21 protein-coding genes and 1 pseudogene are annotated in these 24,967 nt (G+C 68.4%); 9 read left to right on the top strand and 13 right to left on the bottom strand.

Annotated elements, in window-relative coordinates:
• Positions 1–46: 46 nt before the first annotated feature.
• Complete coding sequence (locus HIV01_RS14100; protein ID WP_200608095.1) at positions 47–1,159, top strand: hybrid sensor histidine kinase/response regulator; 1,113 nt, start codon at positions 47–49, stop codon at positions 1,157–1,159.
• A gap of 2 nt (positions 1,160–1,161) precedes the next feature.
• Here HIV01_RS14100 and HIV01_RS14095 read toward each other — a convergent pair whose 3' ends face one another.
• Entirely contained in the window at positions 1,162–1,518 is a 357-nt protein-coding gene (locus HIV01_RS14095) for a hypothetical protein (protein WP_200608093.1), read from the bottom strand.
• A gap of 142 nt (positions 1,519–1,660) precedes the next feature.
• Here HIV01_RS14095 and HIV01_RS14090 point away from each other — a divergent pair, with 142 nt between their 5' ends.
• Positions 1,661–2,326 (top strand): Fe2+-dependent dioxygenase, encoded by a 666-nt coding sequence (locus tag HIV01_RS14090; RefSeq protein ID WP_200608091.1) that lies wholly within the window; start codon positions 1,661–1,663, stop codon positions 2,324–2,326.
• Positions 2,327–2,330: 4 nt separating this feature from the next.
• Here HIV01_RS14090 and HIV01_RS14085 read toward each other — a convergent pair whose 3' ends face one another.
• Both HIV01_RS14085 and hrpB read right to left on the bottom strand, forming a co-directional pair.
• Positions 2,331–3,365 (bottom strand): sulfotransferase family protein, encoded by a 1,035-nt coding sequence (locus HIV01_RS14085; protein ID WP_200608089.1) that lies wholly within the window; start codon positions 3,363–3,365, stop codon positions 2,331–2,333.
• 22 nt (positions 3,366–3,387) lie between these two features.
• Positions 3,388–5,907 carry an ATP-dependent helicase HrpB gene (hrpB, locus tag HIV01_RS14080; RefSeq protein ID WP_207526974.1) on the bottom strand — a complete coding sequence of 840 codons (2,520 nt, stop codon included), beginning with the start codon at positions 5,905–5,907 and terminating at the stop codon, positions 3,388–3,390.
• 96 nt (positions 5,908–6,003) lie between these two features.
• On the opposite strand from hrpB, the gene HIV01_RS14075 reads away from it, so the two are divergent.
• The gene (locus HIV01_RS14075; RefSeq protein ID WP_200608085.1) at positions 6,004–6,810 is read left to right on the top strand and encodes a TatD family hydrolase; all 807 of its coding nucleotides are present in this window, start codon (positions 6,004–6,006) and stop codon (positions 6,808–6,810) included.
• Between the two features lie 6 nt (positions 6,811–6,816).
• Here the strand turns inward: HIV01_RS14075 and HIV01_RS14070 are convergent, their stop codons facing one another.
• Positions 6,817–7,119: a hypothetical protein gene (locus HIV01_RS14070; RefSeq protein WP_200608084.1), complete on the bottom strand. Its 303-nt coding sequence runs from the start codon at positions 7,117–7,119 to the stop codon at positions 6,817–6,819.
• Between the two features lie 189 nt (positions 7,120–7,308).
• On the opposite strand from HIV01_RS14070, the gene HIV01_RS14065 reads away from it, so the two are divergent.
• The gene (locus tag HIV01_RS14065) at positions 7,309–9,276 is read left to right on the top strand and encodes a winged helix-turn-helix domain-containing tetratricopeptide repeat protein (protein ID WP_200608082.1); all 1,968 of its coding nucleotides are present in this window, start codon (positions 7,309–7,311) and stop codon (positions 9,274–9,276) included.
• Here the strand turns inward: HIV01_RS14065 and panE are convergent.
• Genes panE through HIV01_RS14050 form a run of 3 tightly spaced genes read right to left on the bottom strand, consistent with a single transcriptional unit; the run spans position 9,273 to position 12,005 of the window.
• A complete protein-coding gene (gene panE / locus HIV01_RS14060; protein WP_200608080.1) occupies positions 9,273–10,205 on the bottom strand; it encodes a 2-dehydropantoate 2-reductase in 933 nt (310 codons plus the stop codon). The genes HIV01_RS14065 and panE overlap by 4 nt on opposite strands.
• A gap of 25 nt (positions 10,206–10,230) precedes the next feature.
• Positions 10,231–11,031, bottom strand: a complete 801-nt coding sequence (locus HIV01_RS14055) for an ABC transporter permease (RefSeq protein ID WP_200608079.1) — start codon at positions 11,029–11,031, stop codon at positions 10,231–10,233.
• A gap of 32 nt (positions 11,032–11,063) precedes the next feature.
• Positions 11,064–12,005, bottom strand: coding sequence for an ABC transporter ATP-binding protein (locus tag HIV01_RS14050; RefSeq protein ID WP_245157007.1), 942 nt, complete (start codon positions 12,003–12,005; stop codon positions 11,064–11,066).
• A 214-nt stretch (positions 12,006–12,219) separates the two neighbouring features.
• Here HIV01_RS14050 and HIV01_RS14045 point away from each other — a divergent pair, with 214 nt between their 5' ends.
• From HIV01_RS14045 to HIV01_RS14030, 4 genes are all read left to right on the top strand, one after another.
• Entirely contained in the window at positions 12,220–12,987 is a 768-nt protein-coding gene (locus HIV01_RS14045; protein WP_200608075.1) for a ferredoxin--NADP reductase, read from the top strand.
• A gap of 115 nt (positions 12,988–13,102) precedes the next feature.
• A complete protein-coding gene (locus HIV01_RS14040) occupies positions 13,103–14,662 on the top strand; it encodes an alpha/beta hydrolase (protein ID WP_200608073.1) in 1,560 nt (519 codons plus the stop codon).
• A complete protein-coding gene (locus HIV01_RS14035) occupies positions 14,659–15,405 on the top strand; it encodes an ABC transporter ATP-binding protein (RefSeq protein WP_207526973.1) in 747 nt (248 codons plus the stop codon). The genes HIV01_RS14040 and HIV01_RS14035 overlap by 4 nt, the downstream gene beginning before the upstream one ends.
• Positions 15,402–16,616, top strand: a complete 1,215-nt coding sequence (locus HIV01_RS14030) for an ABC transporter permease (RefSeq protein WP_200608071.1) — start codon at positions 15,402–15,404, stop codon at positions 16,614–16,616. Before HIV01_RS14035 ends, HIV01_RS14030 begins: the two co-directional genes overlap by 4 nt.
• Before the next feature lie 105 nt (positions 16,617–16,721).
• Here the strand turns inward: HIV01_RS14030 and HIV01_RS14025 are convergent, their stop codons facing one another.
• The 6 genes and pseudogenes from HIV01_RS14025 to rpmH all read right to left on the bottom strand — a co-directional run bounded on the left by HIV01_RS14025 (position 16,722) and on the right by rpmH (position 23,112).
• Entirely contained in the window at positions 16,722–17,759 is a 1,038-nt protein-coding gene (locus HIV01_RS14025; protein WP_200608069.1) for an energy transducer TonB, read from the bottom strand.
• Between the two features lie 142 nt (positions 17,760–17,901).
• On the bottom strand, positions 17,902–19,140 hold the full coding sequence (gene ubiM, locus HIV01_RS14020) for a 5-demethoxyubiquinol-8 5-hydroxylase UbiM (protein WP_200608068.1): 1,239 nt from the start codon (positions 19,138–19,140) through the stop codon (positions 17,902–17,904).
• Positions 19,141–19,258: 118 nt separating this feature from the next.
• Positions 19,259–20,606: pseudogene (gene mnmE / locus HIV01_RS14015) on the bottom strand (tRNA uridine-5-carboxymethylaminomethyl(34) synthesis GTPase MnmE).
• Positions 20,607–20,716: 110 nt separating this feature from the next.
• Positions 20,717–22,441 carry a membrane protein insertase YidC gene (yidC, locus tag HIV01_RS14010; protein WP_200608064.1) on the bottom strand — a complete coding sequence of 575 codons (1,725 nt, stop codon included), beginning with the start codon at positions 22,439–22,441 and terminating at the stop codon, positions 20,717–20,719.
• A 15-nt stretch (positions 22,442–22,456) separates the two neighbouring features.
• Positions 22,457–22,915, bottom strand: a complete 459-nt coding sequence (gene rnpA / locus HIV01_RS14005) for a ribonuclease P protein component (RefSeq protein WP_200608062.1) — start codon at positions 22,913–22,915, stop codon at positions 22,457–22,459.
• Between the two features lie 56 nt (positions 22,916–22,971).
• Complete coding sequence (gene rpmH / locus HIV01_RS14000) at positions 22,972–23,112, bottom strand: 50S ribosomal protein L34 (RefSeq protein WP_031374044.1); 141 nt, start codon at positions 23,110–23,112, stop codon at positions 22,972–22,974.
• 430 nt (positions 23,113–23,542) lie between these two features.
• Here rpmH and dnaA point away from each other — a divergent pair, with 430 nt between their 5' ends.
• Complete coding sequence (gene dnaA / locus HIV01_RS13995; RefSeq protein WP_200608060.1) at positions 23,543–24,868, top strand: chromosomal replication initiator protein DnaA; 1,326 nt, start codon at positions 23,543–23,545, stop codon at positions 24,866–24,868.
• The last annotated feature ends 99 nt before the right edge of the window (positions 24,869–24,967 follow it).

The following is a 24,967-nucleotide window of genomic DNA, read 5'->3' as shown; positions in this document are numbered from 1 at the left end:
GGCGCGAGAGGGGACGTCGCCGCCACGGGGACACGGACGCATGGCCATGGCAACAAGCAACGCAGGCCCGAACACATCGGGACGCATCCTGGTCGTTGACGACCAGAACGTGAACCTGCGCGTGGTCGGAACCCTCCTCGTCCGCCAGGGCTACGAGGTGATCACCGCTGGCAGCGGCGAGGAAGCGCTGCAGCGCTACGTCGAATCGCCACCCGACCTGATCCTGCTCGACATGATGATGCCCGGCATGGACGGCTTCGACGTGCTGGCCTCGCTGCACGACCTGGGTCCGTTGCAGGTGCCGGTGGTCTTCGTTACCGCCGCCCACGACCGCGACCTGCTGCTGCGCGCCTTCGACGCCGGCGTGGTCGATTACGTCACCAAGCCGTTCCTGCCCGAAGAGCTGCTGGCCCGGGTCAACGCCCACGTGGGCCTGAAGCTGACTCGCGACCGCCTCGAGCGCGTTGCCCGCGAGCGCGAGGAACTGGTCAACCTCGTCGCCCACGACCTCAAGAATCCGCTCAGCAGCGTGCTGTTCGCCGGCGAGCTGCTGCGCAGTGGCGTGTGCAAGCCCGAGCGGGTGCCGCGCTACCTGCAGATGATCCACGAGAGCGCCGACGACGCCCTGGGCTACATCCGCCATTACCTGGAAAGCCAGGCCGGGCGGCTCAAGCAGGAGTTTCCCGCCGAGCGCGCCGACGTCGGCGAGACGCTGGAATGGCTGCTGCAGCGCTACGAAATCCAGCTGGAAGCCCGCGGCATCCGCATCGACCTGCGACCGCCGGCCGGCCGCGCCGAAGTCGCGATCCACCCGCGCGTGCTGCGCCAGGTCAGCGAGAACCTGGTGACCAATGCGATGAAGTACGCGCCCGACTGCGAGCTGCTATTGACCGCGCGCAGCGGTGCGCCGGGCTACTGGCAGCTGATCGTCGCCGACCGCGGACCGGGCATTCCGGCCGACCGCCAGCGCGAGCTGTTCAAACCGTTCGTGCGGCTGCACGAAGGCACCGACGCCGACGGCCTGTCCAATGGCCTGGGCCTGTCGCTGGCCAAGCGCATCATCGCCAATGCCGGCGGCCAGCTCTGGTACGAACCGCGCCGCCACGGCGGCTCGCGCTTCATCATCGAGTTGCCGGAAGCGGCGCCGATCAGCTTGTAGGGCTATTGGCTTTCGACGCGGCGGCTGCGGCGCGGGGCGGGCCGCTTGGTGCTGCGCTGCGCCTCGACCCGGCGCGAGGAGCCTTCGATCGCTTCGCCGTTCTCGGCCTGGCGGGCGCGTCGCTTGGCCGCATACCAGAGCAGGCCGGCGCCAGCGACGGCAGCGGCGACCAGCACCGGATTGCGGCGCGCGAACTTGCCCGCCACCTGCACGCCGCTCTTGACCACGCCGAGCTTGGCACCGGTTTCGAGCCACTTGCCGGCCTGCTGGGTGACGCCGGGCACGGCATGGCGGATGTTGTCGCTGACCGCGGAAGCCAGTTCCAGGGCGCGTTCGGGCAGGTCGGAGAGCTTGCTCATCGTGGATAACCCGGGGAAACGGTGACAGGGGTGCAGTGTCCACGCCGGTTCGTTGAAGCGGCGTGAGCGGGACGCGAGGTTGCCGGCTCGTGGCTGAATGCCGATCATGGCCATTGCCTCGTTCGCTCCAGCGCGGTCCGCCATGATCCGAGTGTTGCCCAACGTGCTCTCCGCCGCCGAACTTCAGGCGGTGCGCGAGTTGTTGCCGCAGGTGCGCTTCGGCGACGGCCGCATCACCAATCCCGACTCGTCGGTGAAGCAGAACCTGCAGGCGCCGCAGGAGGATCCGGCCAATGCCCGCATCGCCCAGATCGCCCGCGATGCACTGATGCGCTATCCGGAGCTGCGCGTGTTCGCGCAGCCACGGACGATGGCGCGGACCACGGTCGTGCGCTACGAGCCGGGCATGAACTACGGCTGGCATGTCGACGAGGCGCTGTTCCCGTCGACGCCGCCGATGCGCAGCGATCTGTCGTGCACGGTGTTCCTCAATGAGCCGGGCGACTACGACGGCGGCGAACTGACCATCCAGCTGGGCGCGCAGGAGCTGTCCTACAAGCTCGAGCCCGGCAGCGCGATCCTGTATCCGTCCACCACCATCCATCGCGTCACGCCGGTCACGCGTGGCGTGCGCCTGGCGGCGATCACATGGCTGCAGAGCTGGGTCGCCGACAGCGGCCAGCGCGAACTGCTGGTGCAGCTGGAAGAAGCGCGGGCACTGGCTGCCAGCGGTGGCGACCGCCAGCGTCTGCAGGTGCTGCTGGAATCGCTGCGGACCAATCTGTTCCGGATGTGGGCCGACACCTGATCCGCTAGGCGACGGCAACGTCGCGCAGGCGCGGATGCTGTTGCAGCAGCGCCTCCACCCACGCCTGCCCTTCGGCGATCTCGGGCCCGTGCCGCTGCATCGCCAGCGCAAGATCGTGGGCACGATCATCACGGCTGTAGTCGTGCGCCTGCGCCTTCGAGTAGCGACCCCAGGCCGGTGAGGTCATCGCCTGATCGACACCTTCCGGATCTAGGCCGAGGTGATCGGCCACTCGATGGAGCTGCTCGCGCGGCTGCGTCAGCAACGCGTCGAAGTCCACGCGCAGCACGCGTGCCGCGTGGTCACCGTTCGCGATGGCAGCGAATCGGATCCGCTCGGCCAGCCAACCCATTGCGCATTGCTGCGGCAGGCTCAATGCATGCAGGGCGATGCCATCGGCGTAGCCGCGTGCGTGCAGGTCGTGCAGGCGCTCGCCGGCGGCATTGGCCGCGTCCAGCACCGACGCCGGCGATTTGAGCAGCGTCGCCAGGTAGGGCCGCAGCGGCATGTCGAGCAGCACGGCACGCATCGTCGGATGCAGTGCAAGCAGCGGCGCGATCAGGCCGTTGCAGCTGCTGGTGGCCTTGACCACGCTGCGGGTCTGCGGCGGCAGTGTTTGCGACCAGCGCGACCACAGCAGGCGCAGCAGCTGCGATGCCTGCGCGGCGGACAGGCGCGACTGCGGCGTATTCAACCCGGGCCAGGCCTCGGCCAGCGTGCGCAACGGCAACGGCTCGCGCAGTCCCTGCACCTGTGGCCAGCTGTCGAGCAACCGGCTGAGCAGGGTCGAGCCGCAGTGGCCGATATGGAAGATCGCGTCGGCCGGCTTGCGGGCGTCTGCGTGTGCGGCATCCGCATCGCGGGCGAGCACGGCATCGAGCGGCATCCAGCCGCCCTCGGCGTTGGCCGGCAGCGCGCGATCGTCGAGGAACGCCGCATCACGTCGCTGCGCCGCATCCAGTCGCAGCCACAGCAGGCGACGCCCGACCAGGTCGAGCTTGAAGGGCAGGAAACCCGGATCGTCCAGCGGTGACGTCATGCCGCCGAGTGTAGCGAGACGATCACGTGCCGCGGGGTTTGGCGCGGTGGGTCGCCGCCGCCGTCCACGGGTCGTCGGGCCACGGATGCCGGGGATAACGACCCTTCATTTCCTTCTTCACTTCCGGATAGGTGCGGTCCCAGAAGCCGCGCAGGTCCTGGGTGATCTGCAGCGGCTTGCCGCCCGGCGAGAGCAGGTGCAGCGTCAGCGGCACGCGGCCTTCGGCGATGCGCGGCGTGTCGGCCAGGCCGAACAGCTCCTGCAGTTTCACCGCCAGCACCGGCGCCACCGGCGTGTCGGCGGCATCGTCGAAGGCGTACTCGATCGACCGCTCCATGCCCGATGGTACTGCCATCCGCGTCGGCGCCAGTGCGTCGATCTTCTGCCGCAATGACCAGTCGAGCTGCGACCGCAACGCTTCGCCCAGTTCCTGTTCCGACAGCGCATCCAGACGGGTCTTGCCGCTGAGCACGGGCTTGAGCCACTGCTCCACGGTGGCCATCAGCGCGTCGTCCGACAGGTCGGGCAGTTCGAGTTCGGGCAGCGAGGCGCGCAGGCAGCGCACGCGTGCGCGCCATTGCGACAGCGATGGTGTCCACGGCAGCGCTTGCAGGCCGAGCTGGCGCACGGCATCGACCAGCGCATCGGCGTAGCGCGACGGGTCGGGTTTTGCCAGCGGCCGGCTGTCGATGACGATGCGGTCGAAGCGCTGCTCGCGCACGGCGGCTATCCCACGCAATGCGCTGTCCCAGACGACGCGGTCCTCGCTGACGAAGCGCTTGGGGAAATCACTGCGCAGCCGCTGTTCGTCGAGGGGTGCGGCGCGCATCACACGGGCATCGCGCGGGTCATCGCGCAGCTCGCTGATCGCGATCCACGGCTCGCCATACAGCGCGCTGTCATCGAACAGCTTTGCACTGCGGCCGTTGGCGAGCTGGTAGCGATACGGATCGCTCGGGTGCTGGCGCGCGATGCGATCGGGGAACGCATGCAGCAACAGATCGCCAAGCAGGTGCGGCGGCGCGGAAGCCGGTGGCGGTGCATCGACGCGCAGACGCCGGCGCCATTGCTTCGCGGCCTGGTCGATGGCAGCCAGCGCCGAACGCGAGGCATCGCCGCCGACACGACCGACACGGAACGCCGCCAGCGCCTGCCAGCGCTCGGCCACCGCATCGCTGCGCGAGCGCAGGGGATCGCGCGCCTCGATCAGCGCGGCGAGATCGCAGGCCAGCGCACGCTCGCTGGCCTGCGTCGGCGCCAGCAGCATCGCTGCCAGTCTCGGGTGCGTGCCCAGTGCGAGCATGCGTCGGCCCAGCGGCGTGATCGCGCCGCCGTCGAGCGCGCCCAGGCGCTGAAGAAGTTCGCGCGCGGCCGCGAGCGCGCCACTGGGCGGCGCATCGACGAAACGCAGGTTGGCATCGCCCCACGCCGCCAGTTCCAGCGCCAGGCCGGCCAGTTCGACCTGTCCGATTTCCGCCCGGCGCTGCGGTTCCAGGCGCTGCGACTCGGGCCACAACCGGTACGCCCAGCCTTCGGCGACGCGACCGGCGCGGCCTGCACGCTGGTCGGCGGAGGCCTGGGCGATGGTGACCACGTCGAGTCGGGCGAAGCCGCTGTTGGGGTCGTAACGGGGTTCGCGCGCCTGGCCGCTGTCGATCACCACGCGCACAGCGGGTAGCGTGACACTCGATTCGGCGACATTGGTGGCGAGCACGACGCGGCGGTGTCCGTCCGGGTCGGGCTGGAGCACGCGCGACTGCTGTTCGACCGGTAGCTCGCCGTGCAAGGTGAGCATATCGGCGCTCGCCGACGCCGCACTCGCCTCCAGCGCCGCCTGCACCCTGGCGATTTCGCGCTGCCCGGGCAGGAACACCAGCACGTCGCCGGGATGCTGCGTCAGCGCCTGTTCGACGGCGCGGCGCGCCTGATGCTCGAGCGCCTCCTCGCGCCGCCCCGGGAAGTGAGCGACGGTGACCGGATAGCTGCGTCCGGCGCTGCTCAGGCGCGGTGCGTCGAGGAAGGCGGCCAGCCGTTCGCCATCGAGCGTGGCCGACATCACCACGATGCGCAGGTCCTCGCGCAGGCCCGACTGCACGTCCAGCGCCAGCGCCAGGCCGAGGTCGGCGGCGAGGTGGCGCTCGTGGAATTCGTCGAACAGCAGCGCGCCGACGCCTTCGAGCATCGGATCGTCCTGCAGCATCCGCGTCAGGATGCCTTCGGTGACGACTTCTATGCGCGTGCGCGCCGACACCTTGTTCTCGAAGCGGATGCGGTAGCCGACCGTCTCTCCCACCGGCTCGCCGCGCTGCCGGGCCATGAAACCGGCGGCGGCGCGCGCGGCCACACGACGCGGCTCCAGCATCACGATCTTCTGGCCACCCAGCCACGGCGCATCCAGCAGCGCCGGAGGCACCTGCGTGGTCTTGCCGGCGCCCGGCGGTGCCTCCAGGACCAGGCGCGGATGCGCGGCCAGGCTGTCGCGGATGCGCGGCAGCAGCTCGTCGATCGGGAAGGTGGGCGCTTGCCGGGCTTGCTCGTTCACCGCACAAGGATAAGGCGTGGGCGCGCGGTGCAGGTCGAAACCGGCCTGCCGGGACACAGTTGCTAAACTGCCCCGCCCCGCAATGCCCCTTCAGACATGCAACTGGTCGACATCGGCGCCAACCTCACCCACGACTCGTTCGACCACGATCGCGATGCCGTGCTCGCACGTGCGCGCGAAGCCGGCGTGGCGCAGATGGTGATCACCGGTGCCAGCCGCGAGCATTCGCCGCTGGCGCTGAAGCTGGCCAAGCGACATCCCGGTGAGCTGTTCGCCACCGCTGGCGTGCATCCCCACCACGCCAGCGAGTACACCAGCGAGTGCGATGCGGAGCTGCGCGAACTGCACTCGCATGCCGAAGTGGTCGCCGTGGGCGAGTGCGGGCTCGATTACTTCCGCGATTTCTCGCCGCGGCCCGCGCAGCGGCGGGCGTTCGAACAGCAGCTGCAGATCGCCGTCGACCACGCTGTCGACGGCGTGGCCAAGCCGCTGTTCCTGCACCAGCGCGATGCCCACGCCGATTTCATGGCGATGATGAACAACTTCGATGGCCGCATCGGCCCGGCAGTGGTGCATTGCTTCACCGGCACGCGCGAGGAGTTGTTCGACTACCTCGACCGCGACTGGCACATCGGCATCACCGGCTGGCTCTGCGACGAGCGCCGCGGCCAGCACCTGCGCGAGCTGGTCAAGTCGATCCCGGCCAACCGCCTGATGATCGAGACCGACGCGCCCTACCTGCTGCCGCGCACGATCCGTCCAGCACCGCCGCACCGCCGCAACGAGCCGATGTACCTGGCCCATATCGTGGAAGAGCTGGCCCGCGACCGCGGCGAGGACGTCGCCACCGCCGCGGCCAACAGCACCGCCACGGCGCGCGCGTTCTTCCGCCTGCCGGCCTGAGGTCGCTCAACGGCTGGCCAGGCGCCTGGTTGCCTTCGGGTTGGCGAGCACCAGCTGGACGATGCCGGCGTTGCGCTGGCAGGCGCGCTGGGTGTCGATCATCAGGCGGGTGCGCACGGTATAGGCCTGGCCGAGGTTGTCGACGCCGGTCAGGCGGGCGATGTCCTGCTGACTGGGCAGCAGCGGGCGCTGGCAGTCGATGGTGATGGTCGGGACCATCGGATCCGGGGCTGACTGGGCTGCGGCGGACTGGGCGGCGGCCGAGGACGTGACGACGGCCAGCATGAGGACTGCGAGACGGGTGTTCATGTGAATCTCCGGGCGACGCCGGTCGATTCCGGCGCGACCAGACTCGCGCCGTGCCCGCCGCAGGTCTTGAGGATGGGCTGAGGACAAGCGCAGGCTTGTGTTGGGCCCGCAGCCAAACCTTGGGGAAAGCTTAGGCCGTGTGCACGACCGGCCCGCGTATCCGTAGATGGGTGTTTTCCACGTGCCGCGATGACCCGACCTGTCCCCCCAGTGCTCCGCTTCGACGACATCGTCCTGGACCTGCCAGGCCGGCGCCTGCTGCGCGCGGGCCAGCCGCAGTCGCTCGAGCCCAAGGCCTTCGCGGTGCTCGAACTGCTGGCGGGCTCGCCGGGCCAGGTCTTCTGCCGCGACGAGATCCTCGACGAAGTCTGGGGCCATCGCCACGTCACTCCCGGCGTGCTCAACCGCGTGATCACCCTGGTCCGGCACGCGCTGGGTGAAGACGCACACAGCTCGCGCTACCTGCATACCGTGCACGGCTATGGCTATCGCTTCGACCTGCCGGCGCAGGCGGACAGTGGCGCATCGGAAGCGCCGGTTCAGGTGCCCGAGGCAGAGGTGGAAGACGCCGCGGAGGTGGTCGACGAGAGCCTGGTCTCCGCGCCGGCGGCGCCCGCGCCAACACAGCCAGCGCGCACCCGGCCGCGACTGCGACCCTGGCTGGCATACGCCGTCGCCGCAACCGTACTCATCGCGGTGGCCCTGACCGTCTGGTTATGGCCACGTCCGACGGGCACTGCAGTGGCATCGCCGGTGCTGGCCGTGCTGCCGATGCGCGCGGTCGGCGAGGACCCGCGCGGCCAGGCCTTCGCGGACGGCCTGAGCGAGGAGATGATCGGGCTACTGGCCCACATCGACGGCTTGCGCGTGATCTCGCACACCGCGTCGTTCAAGTTCCGCGATGGCGCATTGCCGATGACCGAAGTCGCCCGGCAGCTGCAGGCGACGCACCTGCTCGAGGGCAGTGTGCGCCAGGACGGCGAGCGCCTGCGCATCAGCCTGCACCTGGTCGAAGCCAGCGGCAATCGCACCGTCTGGTCGCAGAGCTTCGACCGCGAATTCCGCGACATCTTCGTCGTCCAGCGCAGCATCGCCTACGCCATCGCCAACACGCTGGAACTGCAGTTGGGGCTGTCGGTGATTTCGTCTGGCCCCGGCGAGGATCCCGCGCTGTACCGGCGCTACCTGCTGGCGCGCAACGCGTCGCCGCGCGTCGGCGAGGATCGCGCCGAGGCAGCGGAAGCCGCGCTGCGCGAACTGACCCGCGAGCATCCCGGCTACGCGCGGGCGCAGGGCGGACTGGCGGTGATCCTGTGGGGACGCTCACTGTCGGCGCGGCCCGGGCGCGACGAGCTGCGCGCAGAGGCTGAGCAGGTGGCGGCAAGGGCGCTGCAACTTGACCCGCGACAACCCGAAGCACACGCCGTCATCGCGGCAAAGGCCTGTCGGTCGCAGCAATGGAGCGAGTGCATGCGGTTGTCGCAGCTCGCGATCAAACTGGCACCTTCCGATACCTGGTGCCGCGGCTGGCACGCTTACCGCCTGGCCACGCTCGGCTACGTCCAGCAGGCGCTGCGCGAGACCGACGAAGCCCTGAAGCTGGCGCCCTTCGACCCGGACCTGCATTTCTGGCGAGGCCGCTTGCTCGATACGCTGGGCCGCCACGACGAGGCACGCGAGCACCTCGCCCTGGCCCCGCCCGATCGCGCCGCGACCGCGAGTTTCTTCAATGCGGTATGGCGTCGCGACTACGCCACCGCGCAGCGCCTGGTTGAAGCACTGCCCGCTGACCTGCCTTGGCGCGCCTCGGAACTGGCAGCCGTTGCCGCCCTGCGTGATCCGACGTTATGGCCGGCCGTGACCCCGGCGATCGAGCTCTCCGAGCGGCATCCGCTGCATGGCCAGGTTCCGTACGACTTCACCCGGTTGCTGTTGCCGGTGCGCGACTACGCGCGCGACATCGACGGCCTCGATGCCGTGCAGCAAGCCGGCTATGCCTCGTACCAGTGGGTGTTCTGGCAACCCGAATCGCGCGCATTGCGCCAGGACCCGGCGTTCCAGCGTTACCTGCTGCGCAGCGGAATCGCCGCGTACTGGCGCGAGCATGGCTGGCCGGATGTGTGCCACGCCGACGGCAACGGCATGGCCTGCGACTAGCGCCCCGCTTCGTACGCCTGCAGATGGCACCACGCAGCAGCGAGCCGGGGCGCCGACTGTCCGGCCGCGCGCGCGCGGTGCAGCATGTCGCCGACGATCTGCATCGCCTCGACCGGCTGACCGGCTTCCAGGTCGCGCAGCATCGACGCCTTCAATGGCGAGTCGACCTGGGTCAGCGTCGTCAGTGCGGCCTGCTGCGCCGATTCCACGATCGGCTCGCCTTCGGCCATCGCGACGGCGAGGCATTCGTCGTAGAGCGCGCGCATGAAGGCCTCTCCGCCCTCGGCGGCGACGATACCGCCGACGGAGGCGCGCATCAGGCAGGTGGCCGCAGCCAATGTCGACAGGAACGTGTACTTGGCCCACTGATCGGCGGCGATGCGCTGCGAGCGCACGTGGTCGATGCCGGCATTCGCGCACAGGCGGGCGAACGCGATCGTGCGCTCGCTGTCGGGATCGCCGTCGCGCTCGCCGAAGGTGATCGATGCCGGGCGACCCAGGTGGAGCACTTCACCGTTGGCTCCCTTCATCGCACTGATGAAGCACAGGCCACCGAGCACTCGCTGCGCGCCGAACCTGGCGTCGAGCAACGGGTAATGAGCGAGTCCATTGAGGATCGGCAGGATCGCGGTGTCGGCGGTGACGGCTGGCGCCGCCGATGACATCGCGCTGTCGAGGTCGTAGGCCTTGCAGCTCAGCAGCACCAGGTCGAACGGACGCTCGCGCGCAAGCGCCGGAAGTGCATCGGCGGTGACATGCGCGACCTGGAGGTCGGCATCGCCAAGCGGGCTGCGCAATGCCAGGCCGTCCGCGTGCAGTTGTGCCGCGCGCGCCGGACGCACCAGGAAGGTGATGTCCGCGCCCGATTGCGCCAGGCGCCCGCCGAAGTAGCCGCCGGTTCCACCGGCACCGAGAACCAGGACGCGCATGCTTGAGGCCGGCATGTAGAAACCCTCAGCTGCGCAGGCCGACACCGCGCTTGAGCAGCCACAGGCCGAGCGATGCCAGCGCCACGACGAAGGCCATCATCAGCGTGTAGGCGACCCACACCGGCACGTCGCTGACACCGAGCAGGCCGTAGCGGAAGGCGTTGACCATGTAGAAGATCGGGTTGGCATGGGTCATCGCCTCGGCCCACGGCGGCAGCAGCTTGACCGAATAGAACACGCCGCCGAGGTAGGTCAGCGGGGTCAGGATGAAGGTCGGCACGATCGCGATGTCGTCGAACTTCTTGGCGTAGACCGCGTTGACGAAACCGGCCAGCGAGAAGATCGTCGCGCCCAGCAGCACGGTGGTGAAGGTGACCAGCGGATGCGGGATGCGCACCTTGGTGAAGAACATCGCGATCACCAGCACGATCGCGCCGACCATCAGGCCGCGCAGCACGGCACCGGCGACGTAGCCGCCGAGGATCACCCAGTTCGGCATCGGGCTGACCAGCAGCTCCTCGACGTGGCGGCCGAACTTGGCGCCGAAGAACGAGGACGAGATGTTGCCGTAGCTGTTCTGGATCACGCTCATCATCACCAGCCCGGGGACGATGAAGTCCATGTACTTGATGCCGTCCATCTCGCCCACGCGCGAACCGATCAGGCCGCCGAAGATCAGGAAGTACAGGGTCATCGTGATCGCCGGCGGCACCAGGGTCTGGCCCCAGATGCGCAGGATGCGGTTGATCTCGCGACGGACAATTGTGCCCAGCGCCACCAGGTTGCGCTGGTGGTCGGTGAGTTCCTTGGCGACGGCGGTGTTCATGCTTCGTCCTGCAATGCGTTGTGTGTGTGGCGTTACGCCACTGGTTCCGGCGGAGCCTGCGCGGTGCTGTCCTGGGCGTTCTCGCCGGTCAGGCGCACAAAGAGCTCTTCCAGGCGATTGGACTTGGTCCGCATCGAGCGCACGCGGATCCCGGCTTCGCCGAGCACGGCGAACACGCGGTTGAGGTCCATCGCGCGCGGCATCTCGATATCGAGCGTGTGGTCGTCGGCGGCCAACAGCGTCGTGCCCTCGATCAGCGGCAGCGTCGCCGGCAGCTGGCCGTCGATGTCGAGCAGGAAACCCTCGACGTCGAGCTTGGCCAGCAGCGCCTTCATCGGACCCTGCTCGACGATGCGGCCGCGGTCGATGATGGCCAGGTTGCGGCACAGGCTCTCGGCTTCTTCCAGGTAGTGCGTGGTCAGGATGATCGTGGTGCCGGCGGCATTGATCTCCTTGAGCGTCTTCCACATGCCGCGGCGGATCTCGATGTCGACGCCAGCGGTAGGCTCGTCGAGGATCAGCAGGCGCGGCTGGGTCATCATCGCCCGCGCGATCATCAACCGGCGCTTCATGCCGCCCGACAGGGTGCGGCTCATCATGTTGGCCTTTTCCCACAGGTGCGCGCGCTTGAGCTCGACTTCGGCGCGTTGCAGGGCCAGCTCGCGCGGCACGCCGTAGAAGCCGGCGTAGTTGACCAGGATGTCGAGCGGCTTCTCGAACATGTTGAAGTTCAGCTCCTGCGGAACCAGGCCGATCAGGCGCATCGCGGCGTCGCGGTGCCGCGCCAGGTCGACGCCGAAGATCGACACCGAGCCGGCGCTGAGGTTGACCAGCGAGCTGACGATGCCGATCAGGGTGCTCTTGCCGGCGCCGTTGGGGCCGAGCAGGGCGAAGAAATCGCCCGGGACCACGTCCAGGGACACGCCCTTGAGCGCCTCGACACGGTTGTCGTAGGTCTTGCGCAGGTCGCGCACGGACAGCGCGGGGGCGGCGGCCAGGGCACTTGCTGCGGGAGCAGGCGCCGCGGATGCGGCAGCAGCCGCGGAGGAGAGGTTCGAAGCCGGGGTCATCTGGGGGCCTGTTGTGGAGCGCGCCTTCGCGGCAAGCCGCGCAGCGATAACCGGTAGTATAGGCGGCCTCGTGCCGGCACTCCGGCTACAGTCTGTTGCAACTTCCATCGGTATTGTCGTGGCCATCCAGCACTTCCCTCTCAAGCTCGTTTCGCGCCGGATGCTGGCCCCCACGGTCGGCCACTACACCTTCGTCCGCGACGATGGCCAGCCGCTGGATTTCATCCCGGGCCAGTTCATCCAGGTCCACTTCACCTACGCCGACGGCACCGCGACCAAGCGCAGCTACTCGCTGGCAACCATCCACGACCACGCCCTGGGGCCTGGCGAGGCGGTCGAGATCGCCGTCAGCTACGTCGCCGGTGGTGCCGCGACTGCGTTGTTCGAGGGCCTGGAGGGCGGCGGCCGGGTCGACGCCAGCGGTCCGTTCGGCCGCTTCTGCCTGATGCCGGCCGACGCCAACAAGCGCTACCTGCTGATCGGCACCGGCACCGGCGTGACCCCCTACCGGGCGATGCTGCCGCAGCTCGATGCGCTGATCCGCGAGCGCGACATCCAGGTCGTGCTGCTGTTCGGCGCACGCACGCCGGTGGAGCTGCTTTACGGCGACGAGTTCCGCGAATTCGCCGCCAGGCACCCGCAGAACTTCCGCTTCGTCCCCTGCTTCTCGCGTGAGTTGCCCGAGCCGGGTTCGGCGCAGGCGCATGCCGATGTCCGCCACGGTTACGTGCAGCAGTACCTGGACGAGTTCGCGCCCAGTGCCGGCGACGACATCGCCTACCTGTGCGGCAATCCGAACATGGTCGATGCCTGCTTCGAGGCGCTCAAGGTCCATGGCCTGCCGGTGCCGCAGATCCGCCGCGAGAAGTACGTCAGCAGCAAGTAGGGCTGCCGCTGGCGGTGACAGCTCCGGCTGACGCCGCCCGCACCGGGTCACGTTCTTCCCTTGCCCCTCGTCTGGCATCCTTGAAGGCGCTTTGCCTTATGGACGAGAGGTCATCATGCGCACGTGCAGTATCTGGGGAAGGACTTCCGCGCTCGCGGCGGTTCCGTTGTCATTGGGTTTGCTGCTGTCGGGCTGCAGTTCGCAGGTCGCGGACCCTGCGCCGGCGAAGGACGCCGGCAAGCGGATGTACGGCACCATCGCATTCGAGCCGTGCACGCTGTCGGCGCCGCTCTCGCCGACCAGCATCGACGCGCAATGCGCGAAGTTCGAGGTCGCAGAAGATCCGGCCGCGCCCCATGCTGGCAGGAGCGCGGGCAGGAAGATCCCGCTCAACATTGCCTGGCTGCCTGCCGCCGACCAGTCCGGCGGCACCGGCGACCCGGTGTTCTTCCTCGCCGGCGGCCCCGGCCAGGCCGCGACCGAGTACGCCGCGCAGATCGACATGGCGCTGCGCGACGTGCGCAAGCAGCGTGACATCGTCCTGGTCGACCAGCGCGGTACCGGCAAGCTCAGCCCGCTCGATTGCCGCGACGGCAATGGCCGCGAGCTGGCGCTGCCCGATGCCGACGAGACCGATGCCAACGCGATCGCCGATTACGCCGGGCGCTGCGCGCAGGCGCTGGCCGGCAAGGCCGATCCGCGTTTCTACACCACCACCCAGGCCATCGCCGATCTCGACGCGGTGCGTACCGCACTCGGTGTAGATCGCATCAACCTGGTCGGCGTCTCGTACGGCACGCGCGTGGCGCAGCAGTACGCGGCACGTTACCCGCAGCACACGCGCTCGATCGTGCTCGATGGCGTCGCTCCCAACTCGCTGGTCGTCGGTGGCGAGTTCGCCCGCACCTTCGAGCGCGCGCTCGGCCTGCAGGTCGCGCAATGCCAGAAGCTGGAGAGCTGTCGCAAGCGCTTCCCGCAGGACCTGCGCACGCAGTTGCATTCACTGAAGGCGCGTCTTGCCGCCGCACCAGTGGAGGTCGAGTACCGCGATCCCGCCAGTGCCGAGGTCAAGCACGACACGCTCACCGCCGACACCGTGGTCGGCCTGACCCACCTGTTCTCCTACATGCCACAGATGGCATCGCTGCTGCCGGTGGTGATCGACGAGGCCGATCGCGGCCGCTACGCACCGCTGATGGCGCTGTCGCAGATGATGACGCGTGAAGTCGGCGGGCAGATGTCGCGGACCATGCAGTGGTCGGTGATCTGCGCCGAGGATGCCGATCGCTATCAGCCGGACCCGAACGATGCCGGGACCGTGCTTGGCGCCGACGTGGCAACGGCGTTCTTCGCCGCCTGCAAGAGCTGGCCGCACGGGTCGCGACCGGCCGGGTTCAACGAGCCGCTGAAGTCCAAGGTGCCGGCACTGTTGCTGTCGGGCGAGATCGATCCGGTGACACCGCCTGCCTATGGCGAACAGGTGCTCAAGGATCTGCCCAACGGACGTCATCTCGTTCTGCGCGGACAGGGCCACAACGTCGGCGGCGTCGGCTGCCTGCCCAAGCTGGTCGGCCAGTTCATTGAATCGACCGACGCGCGAAAGCTCGATGCCAAGTGCCTGGACACGATCGGCTACGTGCCTCCGTTCACCGGCTTCAATGGGTGGGAACCATGATCATCGCCAACGACCTGCACAAGAGCTTCAAGACCAAGACCGGTACCGTGCGCGCCGTCGATGGCGTCAACTTCGAAGCGCACGACGGCCAGATCACCGGCCTGCTCGGACCCAACGGCGCCGGCAAGACCACCACGCTGCGCATGCTCTACACGCTGATGAAACCCGATGCCGGCGAGGTCATGGTCGACGGCGTCGATGCCGCGCGCGACCCCGAGGCGGTGCGCCGTGCACTGGGCGTGTTGCCCGATGCCCGCGGCGTCTACAAGCGCCTGACCGCCCGCGAGAACATCGCCTACTTCGGCGAGCTGCATGGCATGTCCGCGCAGGCGATCGCGCAACGCACGCAGACGCTGGCAGACGCGTTGCAGATGCACGACATCCTCGACCGCCAGACCGAAGGCTTCTCGCAGGGCCAGCGCACCAAGACCGCGATCGCGCGCGCACTCGTGCACGATCCGCGCAACGTGATCCTGGACGAGCCGACCAACGGCCTGGACGTGATGACCACGCGCGCCATGCGCACCTTCCTGCAGCAGCTTCGCGCCGAGGGCCGTTGCGTGATCTTCTCCAGCCACATCATGCAGGAGGTCGCCGCGCTGTGTGACCGCATCGTCATCATCGCAAAGGGCCAGGTGGTCGCCGCCGGCAGTGCCGACGAGCTGCGTGCGCAGACCGGCGAAGCCAATCTCGAGGATGCCTTCGTCAAGGCGATCGGTTCGGAAGAGGGCCTGCACGCATGAGTTCGATCCAGAGCACCAAGGCTCCTCGCAACAGCAGCATCGCGACGTTGTGGGCGGTGATGCACAAGGAACTGCGCGACATCTCGCGTGACCGCCGCACGCTGGCACTCGCGCTGCTGATGGGACCGCTGCTGTACCCGTTGCTGATGATCGGCATCGGCACGCTCGCCGAGAGCCGCGCCAAGACGCAGCTCGACAAAGTCCTCGAAGTGCCAACCGTCGGCATCGAGCGCGCGCCGAACCTGGTGGCGTTCCTGGCCACGCAGGGCATCCAGGCCAAGCCGGCGCCGGCCGACCTGGATGCGGCGATCGCGCGACAGGACATCGACGTCGCCATGCGCATCAGCGTCGGCTTCGCCCGCAACTGGCACGACGGCCAGCCGGCGCTGGTGGAGATCGTTCGCGACAGCACGCGTCGCGACAGCGACATTCCGGGTGCACGATTGCGCGCGGCGCTGACGGCTTACGGCGACCAGGTCGGTGCGTTGCGCCTGCTCGCCCGCGGCATCGATCCGTCGATCACGCGCGCGCTCAACGTCGGCAGTCGCGACCTCGCCACCGAGGATGCGAAGCGCGGCATCGTGCTGTCGTCGATCATGCCGTACCTGCTGATCCTGATGTCGTTCCTCGGCGGCGCGTACCTGATCATGGATGCGACCGCAGGCGAACGTGAGCGTCAGTCGCTCGAACCGTTGCTGGCCACTCCGGCCCGTCGCGGTGCGATCGTCAGCGGCAAGATCGCCGCGGCGTGTGCGCTTGGATTGCTGTCGCTGCTGCTGACGCTGCTCGCCTTCAAGTTCAGCGCGCAGGTCGGCACCAGTGTCGGCAAGATGCTCGACGTCAGCTTCGCCGCGATCGGCAAGATGCTGCTGGTGCTGCTGCCGATGCTGTTCATTGGCACGACGCTGCTGACGCTGCTGTCGGCAACGGCCAAGAGCATGAAGGAGGCACAGAGCCACATGACGTGGCTGATGTTGCTGCCGATGATCCCGACGATCGCGCTGGCGGTGAATCCGATCAAGACGCAGATGTGGCAGTTCACGGTGCCGTTCCTCGCGCAGAACCAGATGCTGCTGAAGGTGATCCGTGGCGAGTCGATCGACCCGCAGGTGTGGGCGATCTACCTGGCGGCGGGCTTCGGTGTGGCGGCGCTGCTGTGGTTCGCGGCGGTGCGGCGTTACCACCAGGAGCGCCTGGCGATCTCTGGCTGAGGTTGTTCCGTGCAAAGAAAAAGCCCGGCTTGCGCCGGGCTCTTTTTGTTGCTGGCTGGCATCTGCGAGTCCGGTTCCCCAACCGTCCCCGCGACGCTGGCCTGATCAGCTCTGCGGATTGAAGCCGATCGTGCGGCGCGTGGTCACCGGGGAATCGACCGGCTGGAAGCGCCACTTGCGTACAGCGTTGACCGCTTCGCGATCGAAGATGCGCGCCGGGTTGGAACGCACCACGCGGGCGGCGGTGACCGAACCATCGGTACCGACGGTGAACTCGACCTGCACCTCACCCGAGGTACCGGCACGCAGTGCCTCCGGCGGATAACGCGGCGGCGGCATCGACAGCGGACGCAGATCGCTGGCATTGGCACTGGCCGGAGCCGCGGCGGTCTGGCGTGCCAGCGCAGCGCGCTGCTCGGCAGCACGCTCATCGGCAGCCGCCTTGTCAGCAGCCGCCTTGTCGGCAGCGATCTTGTCCGCGGCAGCCTTGTCGGCAGCGGCCTTGTTCTGCTGGGCGAGGAGCTTGGCAGCTTCTTCCTGCTGCTTCTTCTGGTCCTCGACACGCTTGAGTTCGAGCTCGGCCTTGCGCTTGGTCTCTTCCTCGGCGGTCAGCTGCTGCTGGGCGGCACGCTTGCCCACGGCTTCCTGCTGGGCGGCGATGCTGGTCTTGAGGCGGGCCAGCGCCGGGTGCTGCGCGTCGGCCTTCTCGAGCAGGGCCGACAGGCGCTGCGCTTCGGTGAAGTCTTCGCGGTTGACGCTCTGTTCGATGGCGATGACCGTCATCGGCAGCAGGTCGGTCAGCGCGCTCGACACGGCGGCGTCGCCGGGTGCCTTGTCGCGCAGGGCGAGGTAGTACTCGACCGCGTTGTCCTCGGCCGGAGCGTACAGGCGGTTCTCGGCATAGGCCTTGCGGGCCGCCTCGCGCAACTGGTCGGCCGTCATGGCCGTTACCTTGGCAGACACCGCGGTGTCGGCCGTCACCGCGGGTGCGGCTGCGGTGGTTGCTGGTGCAGCCGCGCTCTCCGGCGCTGGCTCTTCTTTCTGGCAGGCGACCAGCGCGCAGGCGATTGCCAGCACGACGGACAGCTGCTTTACGGCGGACAGCCGGCTGGAACGCCGGGCTTGCGGATTTACGACGGTCATATTGGCAAAGCTCCCCTGAAGTGCGCCGTCACGAGCACACGGCTCTTAATCGCGTGAGCGGGCCGTGTTTGTCAAGCGGTGGCGGCAGCAGCCTACCATCTGCCCGGCCCGGGTCGGAACAAGGGTTTTCGCTTTGACCCATTCAGGCACCGCCCCGGGGCGCCGGCCGCAACGCCGCGCGGGGCAACCGGGTGCCGTCATCGGTCAGCGAGGCCACCAGCAGTCGCTTGAATGGCACCAGCCCGTCGCCCACGCGCAGCAGTGCCGCGCGCAGCACCGGACGGCGGTCGTCGGTGTACAGGCCGACGATGCCCCGCGTCGCCAGGTACAGCGGCAAGGTCGCGCGGCGGTGTTCGCGGTCGTATCGCGCCAGCCGCTCCGGCGCGGCGATGTCCGTGCCGGCTGCGGTGGCCTGCAGGATCTCGCGGGCGAGGGTCTGCACGCTCATCAGTCCGAAGTTGAATCCGTGTGCGGTGACCGGGTGCATGCCGACCGCGGCGTCGCCGATCAGGGCGAAGCGATCGCCGCTGAATCGCCTGGGATAGGTGGTGACCAATGGATAGACATGGCGCTCGCTGACCGAATGGATGGCGCCCAGGCGGCCCCCGCTTCGGCGCTCCATCTCGCGTGCGAACGCTTCCTCGTCCAGCGCCTGGATACCGCGCATTTCCCGCGCCGGCAGGGTCAGGACCAGCGAGGATCGATGCCCGAGTGGCTGCGCGCTGCCCAACGGCAGGCGGGCCAGGGTCTGGCCGACACCGAACCACTCCCAGGCGATGTCGTGGTGAGGGATATCGTGCGTGACCCGGCACACCAGCATCGACCGGCCCACGTCGAACATGCGTGTGCCGATGCCGAAGGCGCGACGGGTCTCGGAGAACCGGCTGTCGGCGGCGACCAGCAACTTCGACACCAGCTCGCGCCCTCCTTCCAGTCGCACGCGCGCGCAGTCGGCGTCGCTGTCGACGTCGGTGACGCGGGCGCTGTCCAGGAGCCGGATGTCGTCGGCTTCGCCGACCGCGGCGAACGCGGCCGCGCGGATGCCCTGGTTGGACACCAGGTAGCCCAGCTGATCGCGACCACTGCCGCGGTGGCTGACGTGCATCGATTGCAGGGAGTCGCCGTTCAACACCTGCATGTCCCGCAACGGCGACACGTCCTCGGCCGCCAGTCGCTGCCACAACCCCAGTTGCTGCATGTGCGCCCGCGAGCGATGGGTCAGGCCGATCTCGCGGCCGTCGAAAGCCGGGGTCGACAACGCCGACCTGGCTTGCCGGTCGACCACGGTGATGTCCAGCCCCGCACTCGACAGGGCACGGGCGAGGCACAGGCCGACCGGGCCTGCGCCGATGATGGTCACGTCGGTGTCGAGGGTTTCCATCGCGCGTTCCTGAGCCATGGCAACGCGGAGTGCGTCGCCCTTTCGGCGCACTTTGCGGTCGCGCGCGGGGCGAGCGCTTTGATCCGGGTCAATCGCGGCGCAATTGCCACTGCGCGGACTACTTGCCGATGCAGAAGCTCGAGAAGATGTGCCCGAGCAGGTCATCGGCGCGGACGCGCCCGGTGATCTCACCCAGTTGGTCGTGTGCCAAGGCGCAGGGCTTCGGCGGCCAGATCCAGCGCCTCGTGATCGAGGTGGGCGCGGGCGTCGACCAGTTCGACCCTGGCCTGGACCAGGGCATCGACATGGCGGGCACGGGCAGTGAAGGCACCTTCGCCGGCTGCGTCGTCGTTGCCCTGGGCGAGCTCGCGAAGGCGGGCGTGCAGCGCTTCCACGCCGAGCCCGGTTCGTGCCGAGACCTGGAGCGTGTCGGCGGCGACGGCCGTGACCGGCGCGGCGAGCAGGTCGGCCTTGTTGTGCAGCCACAGGTGCTGGGGAACATCGGCGATCGCGTCGATCACGGCCGCGCGGCCGGCTTCGGGCTCGCGCGCATCGAGCACGACGATGGCCAGGTCGGCGCGCCCGAGTTCGCCCCGCGCACGGCGCATGCCCTCGCGCTCGATGACGTCACCGCCTTCGCGCAATCCAGCGGTGTCGACCAGGGTCAGTTCGACGCCATCGATGCGGATGGTTTCGTGCAGCAGGTCGCGTGTGGTGCCGGCGATATCGGTGACGATGGCGCGGTCACTGCCGGCGAGCACGTTGAGCAGCGAACTCTTGCCGGCGTTGGGCGGGCCGACGATCACGGCATGCAGTCCGTCGCGCAGGCGGCGGCCGCGTTCGGCGGCGGCGAGCAGTTCGTCCAGGGCCGAAGCCGTGGTCGCCAGTCGCGCGCGGAGCTGGGCGCCGCCGAGGGTGTCGATCGGCTCGTCGGCAAAGTCGATCGCCGCCTCGACGTGCACGCGGATGGCCAGCAGCTCGTCGGCCAGCGCATCGACGCGGCGCGAGAACTCACCGTCGAGTGCGCGTCGCGCCGCGCGGGCGGCACGGACATCGGCAGCGGCGATCAGGTCGGCGACCGCTTCCGCCTGGGCCAGGTCGAGGCGACCTTCAAGGAAGGCGCGCTCGCTGAACTCACCCGGTCGCGCCCGTCGCGCACCCAGCGCGACACAACGCGTCACCAGTTCCTGCAGCACGGCCGGGCTGCCGTGCGCCTGCAGCTCGACCACGTCCTCGCCGGTATAGCTGGCGGGCGCGGCGAAGTAGAGGGCGATGCCATCGTCGATGGCGCCGCCATCCTCGGCAGCGAAGCGGACGTGGTGGGCATGGCGCGGCCTGAGCGTGCGCGCGCACAGATGCTCGGCGATGGCGCGCGAGCGTGGACCGGACAGGCGCACGATGCCGACGCCGCCCGCGCCCGGGGCGGTGGCGATCGCGGCGATGGTGTCGCGGTCGGGCGTAATCATGGCGATATGGTCGCAGATAGCCCTCTCCCTGGCCCACCTCGGAGGCCTGTTGGCCCCACAAACACAAAGCCCGCCTTTCGGCGGGCTTCGTGGGTTCATTGCCGCAAGGCTCAGGCCTTGGCCGGCTCCTCGCTGTAGCGCTTGACCATCCACCACTGCTGCAGCAGGCCGAGCGCGCCGTTGGTCACCCAGTACAGCACCAGGCCGGCCGGGAAGAAGGCGAACATCACGCCGAACACCAGCGGCATGAACTGCATCATCTTCGCCTGCATCGGATCCATGCCGACGGTCGGGTTGAGCTTCTGCGTGAACCACATCACCGCGACGTTGATCAGCGGCAGCACGAAGTAAGGATCGCGCGCGGTCAGGTCGGTGATCCAGCCGATCCACGGTGCGTGGCGCAGCTCGACCGACTCCGACAGCATCCAGTACAGCGCCAGGAACACCGGCATCTGCAGCAGGATCGGCAGGCAGCCGCCGACCGGATTGATCTTCTCCTTCTTGTACAGCTCCATCATCGCCATCTGCAGCTTCTGCTTGTCGTCGCCGTAGCGCTCCTTGAGCTGCGCCATGCGCGGCTGGAACTTGCGCATCTTGGCCATCGACTTGTACTGCGCCGCGGACAGCGGGTACATCGCCAGCTTGATCAGCAGCACCAGGCCGACAATCGCCCAGCCCCAGTTGCCGACCAGGCCGTAGATCTTCTCGAGCACCCAGAACAGCCAGCCGGCGATCGTCGCCATGATGCTGAAGCTGCTGAAGTCGACCGCGCGATCGAGGTTGGGGACGTTCTGTGCTTCGATCGCCTTGACCAGCTTCGGGCCGACCCACAGGCGCGCCTCGGTGCTGGCGGTGGCGCCCGGGGCGACGTTCACGCCCGGACCGACCTCGCGCACCACGTACTGGGTGCCACCGGTGCCCTGCGTGGTCGCCAGCGAGAAGGTGCTCTTGTCGTTGGCGCCCGGGATCCAGGCCGAGAAGAAGTGGTGCTGCAGCATGCCGATCCAGCCGCCGGTGACTTCCTTCTGCATCGGGCCGTCGTCGACGAAGTCTTCGTACTTGCGCTTCTCGTACTTGTCGGTACTCGAGTACCACGCCGCGCCCTGGAAGCTGTACTGCTCGGCGCTCATCGGGCCCTTCTTCACCAGTGCGCGCGGAACGCGGCTGAGCTGGCGATAGACGAAGCCCTGCCACGGCGCGCTGCCGGCGTTGATCACTTCGTCGCGCACCTTCACCACGTAGTCGCCGCGGCTGAAGGTATAGGTGCGACGGATGGTCACGCCGTTGGCGCCGGTCCAGACGAAGGGCACGTCGACGCTGGAAGCGCCGTCGGCCAGGGTGTAGTCGGTCTTGCCGCCTTCGGGCACGAAGCCGGCCTGATGCGTCGGCGCATTCTGGCCATTGGCCGAACCGCTCTGGACCCAGCCGCTCTGCGCGACGAAGTAGTTCGCCGGGTCCTGCGCGAACACGCGCACAGGCGCGCTGTCGCGGTCGGCCGTGCTCGGATACTTCAGCAGGTCAGCCTGGCGCAGTTCGCCGCCATCGAGGACGACATTGAGCACGTCGGTGGTGACGGTCGCGGTCGGCGACGAGGCTGCGCCCGCCGTGGCCGGCGATGCGGCGGCGGCCATGCTCGGTGCGCTGGGCACGGCGCCCGGAGCGGCCGGAGCCGACGGTGCGCCCGGCACGGAGCCGTTGGCAGCGGCGCTGGTCGCGGTCGCAGTCGAGGTCTGCGCGGCTTCGGCCGGCAAGGCCTTTTCCTTGCCCCACTCCATCCACAGCAGGGTCGCCACCATTAGCCAGGCGAAGATCAGAAAAACACGGGTCTGGTTCATGGGCGACAGGCGGGCTCAGCCTTGACCGGAGTCAGGCATTGGGGCGGAAGGGGAAGCGGCCGGCATTGTGCCGTCCACGGATGTTGGGGGCAATGAAGTCGCGGGCAACGCAGTGGAGGTCGACGCGGCGGGCAAGGCGCCGCAGCGCTGCAACAGACCACGCAGGGCCGCGGCGAGTTCCGGGCCGGTGCTGCGTGCGGCGGCGGGACGGGCGACCACGACGTAGTCGCCCGCGGCCAGTTCGCCGCGGATCTTGCGGAAGGTATCGCGCAGGACGCGCTTGATGCGATTGCGGCCGACCGCGTTGGGATCGACCTTGCGCGAGACGGCAAGGCCCAGGCGCGCAGGTGTCTGGCTGGCCTGCCAATGCAAAGCCAGCACGGGCAGCGCTACGCGCCGGCCATGCTGGAAGATGCGATCGAAGTCGGAACGCGCGCGTACCCGCGCCGTGCGCGGGAAGCGGGCCGATATCATCTAGGGACTACCGGCGAGTGCCGGTCGGCCGCCGCGAGGTGCGGCGGCAGCGACGCTTAGGCGCAGAGACGCTTGCGGCCCTTGGCGCGACGACGGGCAAGAATCTTGCGGCCGTCGGCAGTCGCCATGCGGGCACGGAAGCCGTGGTCGCGCTTGCGCTTGAGGTTGCTGGGCTGATAGGTGCGCTTGGTGGCCATGATCCGGCTCTGCGAAAACGTCAAATAGGACCGGCGATTCTAGCGGGTCGAAGAACCGCAGGTCAACCCGCCAAACCACCGCCTGTTGGCACGAGCTCGCCTTCGACAGCGGCAACGAGGCCCCGGAGCACGGTACCAGCCCCCTGAGTCAGGGGGCGATTCGCGCGCAGCGCGAATGGGGTGTGGAGACATGCAGCGGGACCCAAAGTTTGCCCTGCAAACTTTGGGGGCATGGCCGGCGGAGCCGACCATGCCCTGTGGACTACCTGTTAATTTGCCTGTGGACAAGTCCTGTTCCGCGCCCATTCCCGGTGATAGGCTGGACTCCACCCCCCGCCCCGTTCGCCGCGATGCGCTCATCGCGCGGCGGGCCGCTTTTCGTCCGTGGCCACAGGCCCGCAGACCGCAACAGAAGAAGACGCCCGACCTGATGGAAGCCTGGCCCCGCTGCCTCGAACGCCTTGAAGCCGAACTGCCGGCCGAAGATGTCCACACCTGGCTCAAGCCGTTGCAGGCTGCCCAGCGCGACGATGTCACCGTGCTGTACGCGCCCAATGCGTTCGTGGTCGAACACGTCCGCGAGCGCTACCTGTCCCGCATTCGCGAGCTGTTGACCTACTTCGTCGGCAGTGGCGAGGTGAGCCTGGAAATCGGCTCGTTGCCGCGCGCGGCACCGTACGTGCCCCAGAACGAACCAGTGCCGGTGGCGCGCGCCGTGCCGTCGGAACCGTTCAACGGCCACCTCGACAATCACTACACCTTCGATAATTTCGTCGAAGGCCGCAGCAACCAGCTTGGTCGCGCTGCCGCCTGGCAGGCGTCGCTCAAGCCCGGCGACCGTGCCCACAACCCGCTGCTGCTGTACGGCGGCACCGGCCTGGGCAAGACCCACCTGATGTTCGCCGCCGGCAACGCCATGCGCAGCGCCAACCCGAACATGCGCGTGCTGTACCTGCGCAGCGAACAGTTCTTCAGCGCGATGATGAAGTCGCTGCAGGACAAGACCATGGATGCGTTCAAGCGCCAGTTCCAGCAGGTCGACGCGCTGCTGATCGATGACATCCAGTTCTTCGCCGGCAAGGACCGCACCCAGGAAGAGTTCTTCCACACCTTCAACCAGCTCTTCGACGGCAAGCAGCAGATCATCCTGACCTGCGACCGCTACCCGCGCGAAGTCGAAGGCCTGGAGCCGCGCCTGAAGTCGCGCCTGGCCTGGGGCCTGAGCGTGGCGATCGAGCCGCCGGACTTCGAGACGCGCGCGCAGATCGTGCTGTCGAAGGCGCGCGAGCGCGGCGCCAACATTCCCGAGGAAGTCGCCTTCCTGCTCGCCAAGAAGATGCGCAGCAACGTGCGCGACCTCGAGGGCGCCCTCAACACCCTGACCGCACGCGCCAACTTCACCGGCCGCGCGATCACCGTCGAGTTCGCCCAGGAAACCCTGCGCGACCTGCTGCGCGCGCAGCAGCAGGCGATCGGCATTCCCAACATCCAGAAGACCGTTGCCGATTACTACGGCCTGCAGATGAAGGACCTGCTGTCCAAGCGCCGTACGCGCTCGCTGGCGCGTCCGCGGCAGATGGCGATGGCCCTGGCCAAGGAACTGACCGAGCACAGCCTGCCGGAGATCGGCGATGCCTTTGCCGGTCGCGACCACACCACCGTGCTGCATGCCTGCCGGCAGATCCGCACGCTGAAGGAAACCGACGGCAAGCTGCAGGAAGACTGGGACAAGCTGATCCGCAAGCTCAGTGAGTGAGTCGGCCAGGGCGACAGCGCAAAGCTGCGCCGGGCGAGACATACTTATCCTCAATGCCTGCGGGTAAGCCGTGTATGTTGCGGGCACAAGTTGTGGACA

The sequence above is a fragment of the Lysobacter arenosi genome, assembly GCF_016613475.2.
GTDB classification, from domain to species: Bacteria; Pseudomonadota; Gammaproteobacteria; order Xanthomonadales; family Xanthomonadaceae; genus Lysobacter_J; species Lysobacter_J arenosi.
This window is presented reverse-complemented; position numbering and strand designations above follow the sequence as displayed.

Bases quoted from the DNA above. Each gene is read 5' to 3' on its own strand.
- HIV01_RS14100 (WP_200608095.1), top strand. From the start codon at position 47: ATGGCAACAAGCAACGCAGGCCCGAACACATCGGGACGCATCCTGGTC.
- HIV01_RS14095 (WP_200608093.1), bottom strand. From the start codon at position 1,518: ATGAGCAAGCTCTCCGACCTGCCCGAACGCGCCCTGGAACTGGCTTCC.
- HIV01_RS14090 (WP_200608091.1), top strand. From the start codon at position 1,661: ATGATCCGAGTGTTGCCCAACGTGCTCTCCGCCGCCGAACTTCAGGCG.
- HIV01_RS14085 (WP_200608089.1), bottom strand. From the start codon at position 3,365: ATGACGTCACCGCTGGACGATCCGGGTTTCCTGCCCTTCAAGCTCGAC.
- HIV01_RS14075 (WP_200608085.1), top strand. From the start codon at position 6,004: ATGCAACTGGTCGACATCGGCGCCAACCTCACCCACGACTCGTTCGAC.
- HIV01_RS14070 (WP_200608084.1), bottom strand. From the start codon at position 7,119: ATGAACACCCGTCTCGCAGTCCTCATGCTGGCCGTCGTCACGTCCTCG.
- HIV01_RS14065 (WP_200608082.1), top strand. From the start codon at position 7,309: ATGACCCGACCTGTCCCCCCAGTGCTCCGCTTCGACGACATCGTCCTG.
- panE (WP_200608080.1), bottom strand. From the start codon at position 10,205: ATGCGCGTCCTGGTTCTCGGTGCCGGTGGAACCGGCGGCTACTTCGGC.
- HIV01_RS14055 (WP_200608079.1), bottom strand. From the start codon at position 11,031: ATGAACACCGCCGTCGCCAAGGAACTCACCGACCACCAGCGCAACCTG.
- HIV01_RS14040 (WP_200608073.1), top strand. From the start codon at position 13,103: ATGCGCACGTGCAGTATCTGGGGAAGGACTTCCGCGCTCGCGGCGGTT.
- HIV01_RS14035 (WP_207526973.1), top strand. From the start codon at position 14,659: ATGATCATCGCCAACGACCTGCACAAGAGCTTCAAGACCAAGACCGGT.
- HIV01_RS14030 (WP_200608071.1), top strand. From the start codon at position 15,402: ATGAGTTCGATCCAGAGCACCAAGGCTCCTCGCAACAGCAGCATCGCG.
- HIV01_RS14025 (WP_200608069.1), bottom strand. From the start codon at position 17,759: ATGACCGTCGTAAATCCGCAAGCCCGGCGTTCCAGCCGGCTGTCCGCC.
- ubiM (WP_200608068.1), bottom strand. From the start codon at position 19,140: ATGGAAACCCTCGACACCGACGTGACCATCATCGGCGCAGGCCCGGTC.
- yidC (WP_200608064.1), bottom strand. From the start codon at position 22,441: ATGAACCAGACCCGTGTTTTTCTGATCTTCGCCTGGCTAATGGTGGCG.
- rnpA (WP_200608062.1), bottom strand. From the start codon at position 22,915: ATGATATCGGCCCGCTTCCCGCGCACGGCGCGGGTACGCGCGCGTTCC.
- rpmH (WP_031374044.1), bottom strand. From the start codon at position 23,112: ATGGCCACCAAGCGCACCTATCAGCCCAGCAACCTCAAGCGCAAGCGC.
- dnaA (WP_200608060.1), top strand. From the start codon at position 23,543: ATGGAAGCCTGGCCCCGCTGCCTCGAACGCCTTGAAGCCGAACTGCCG.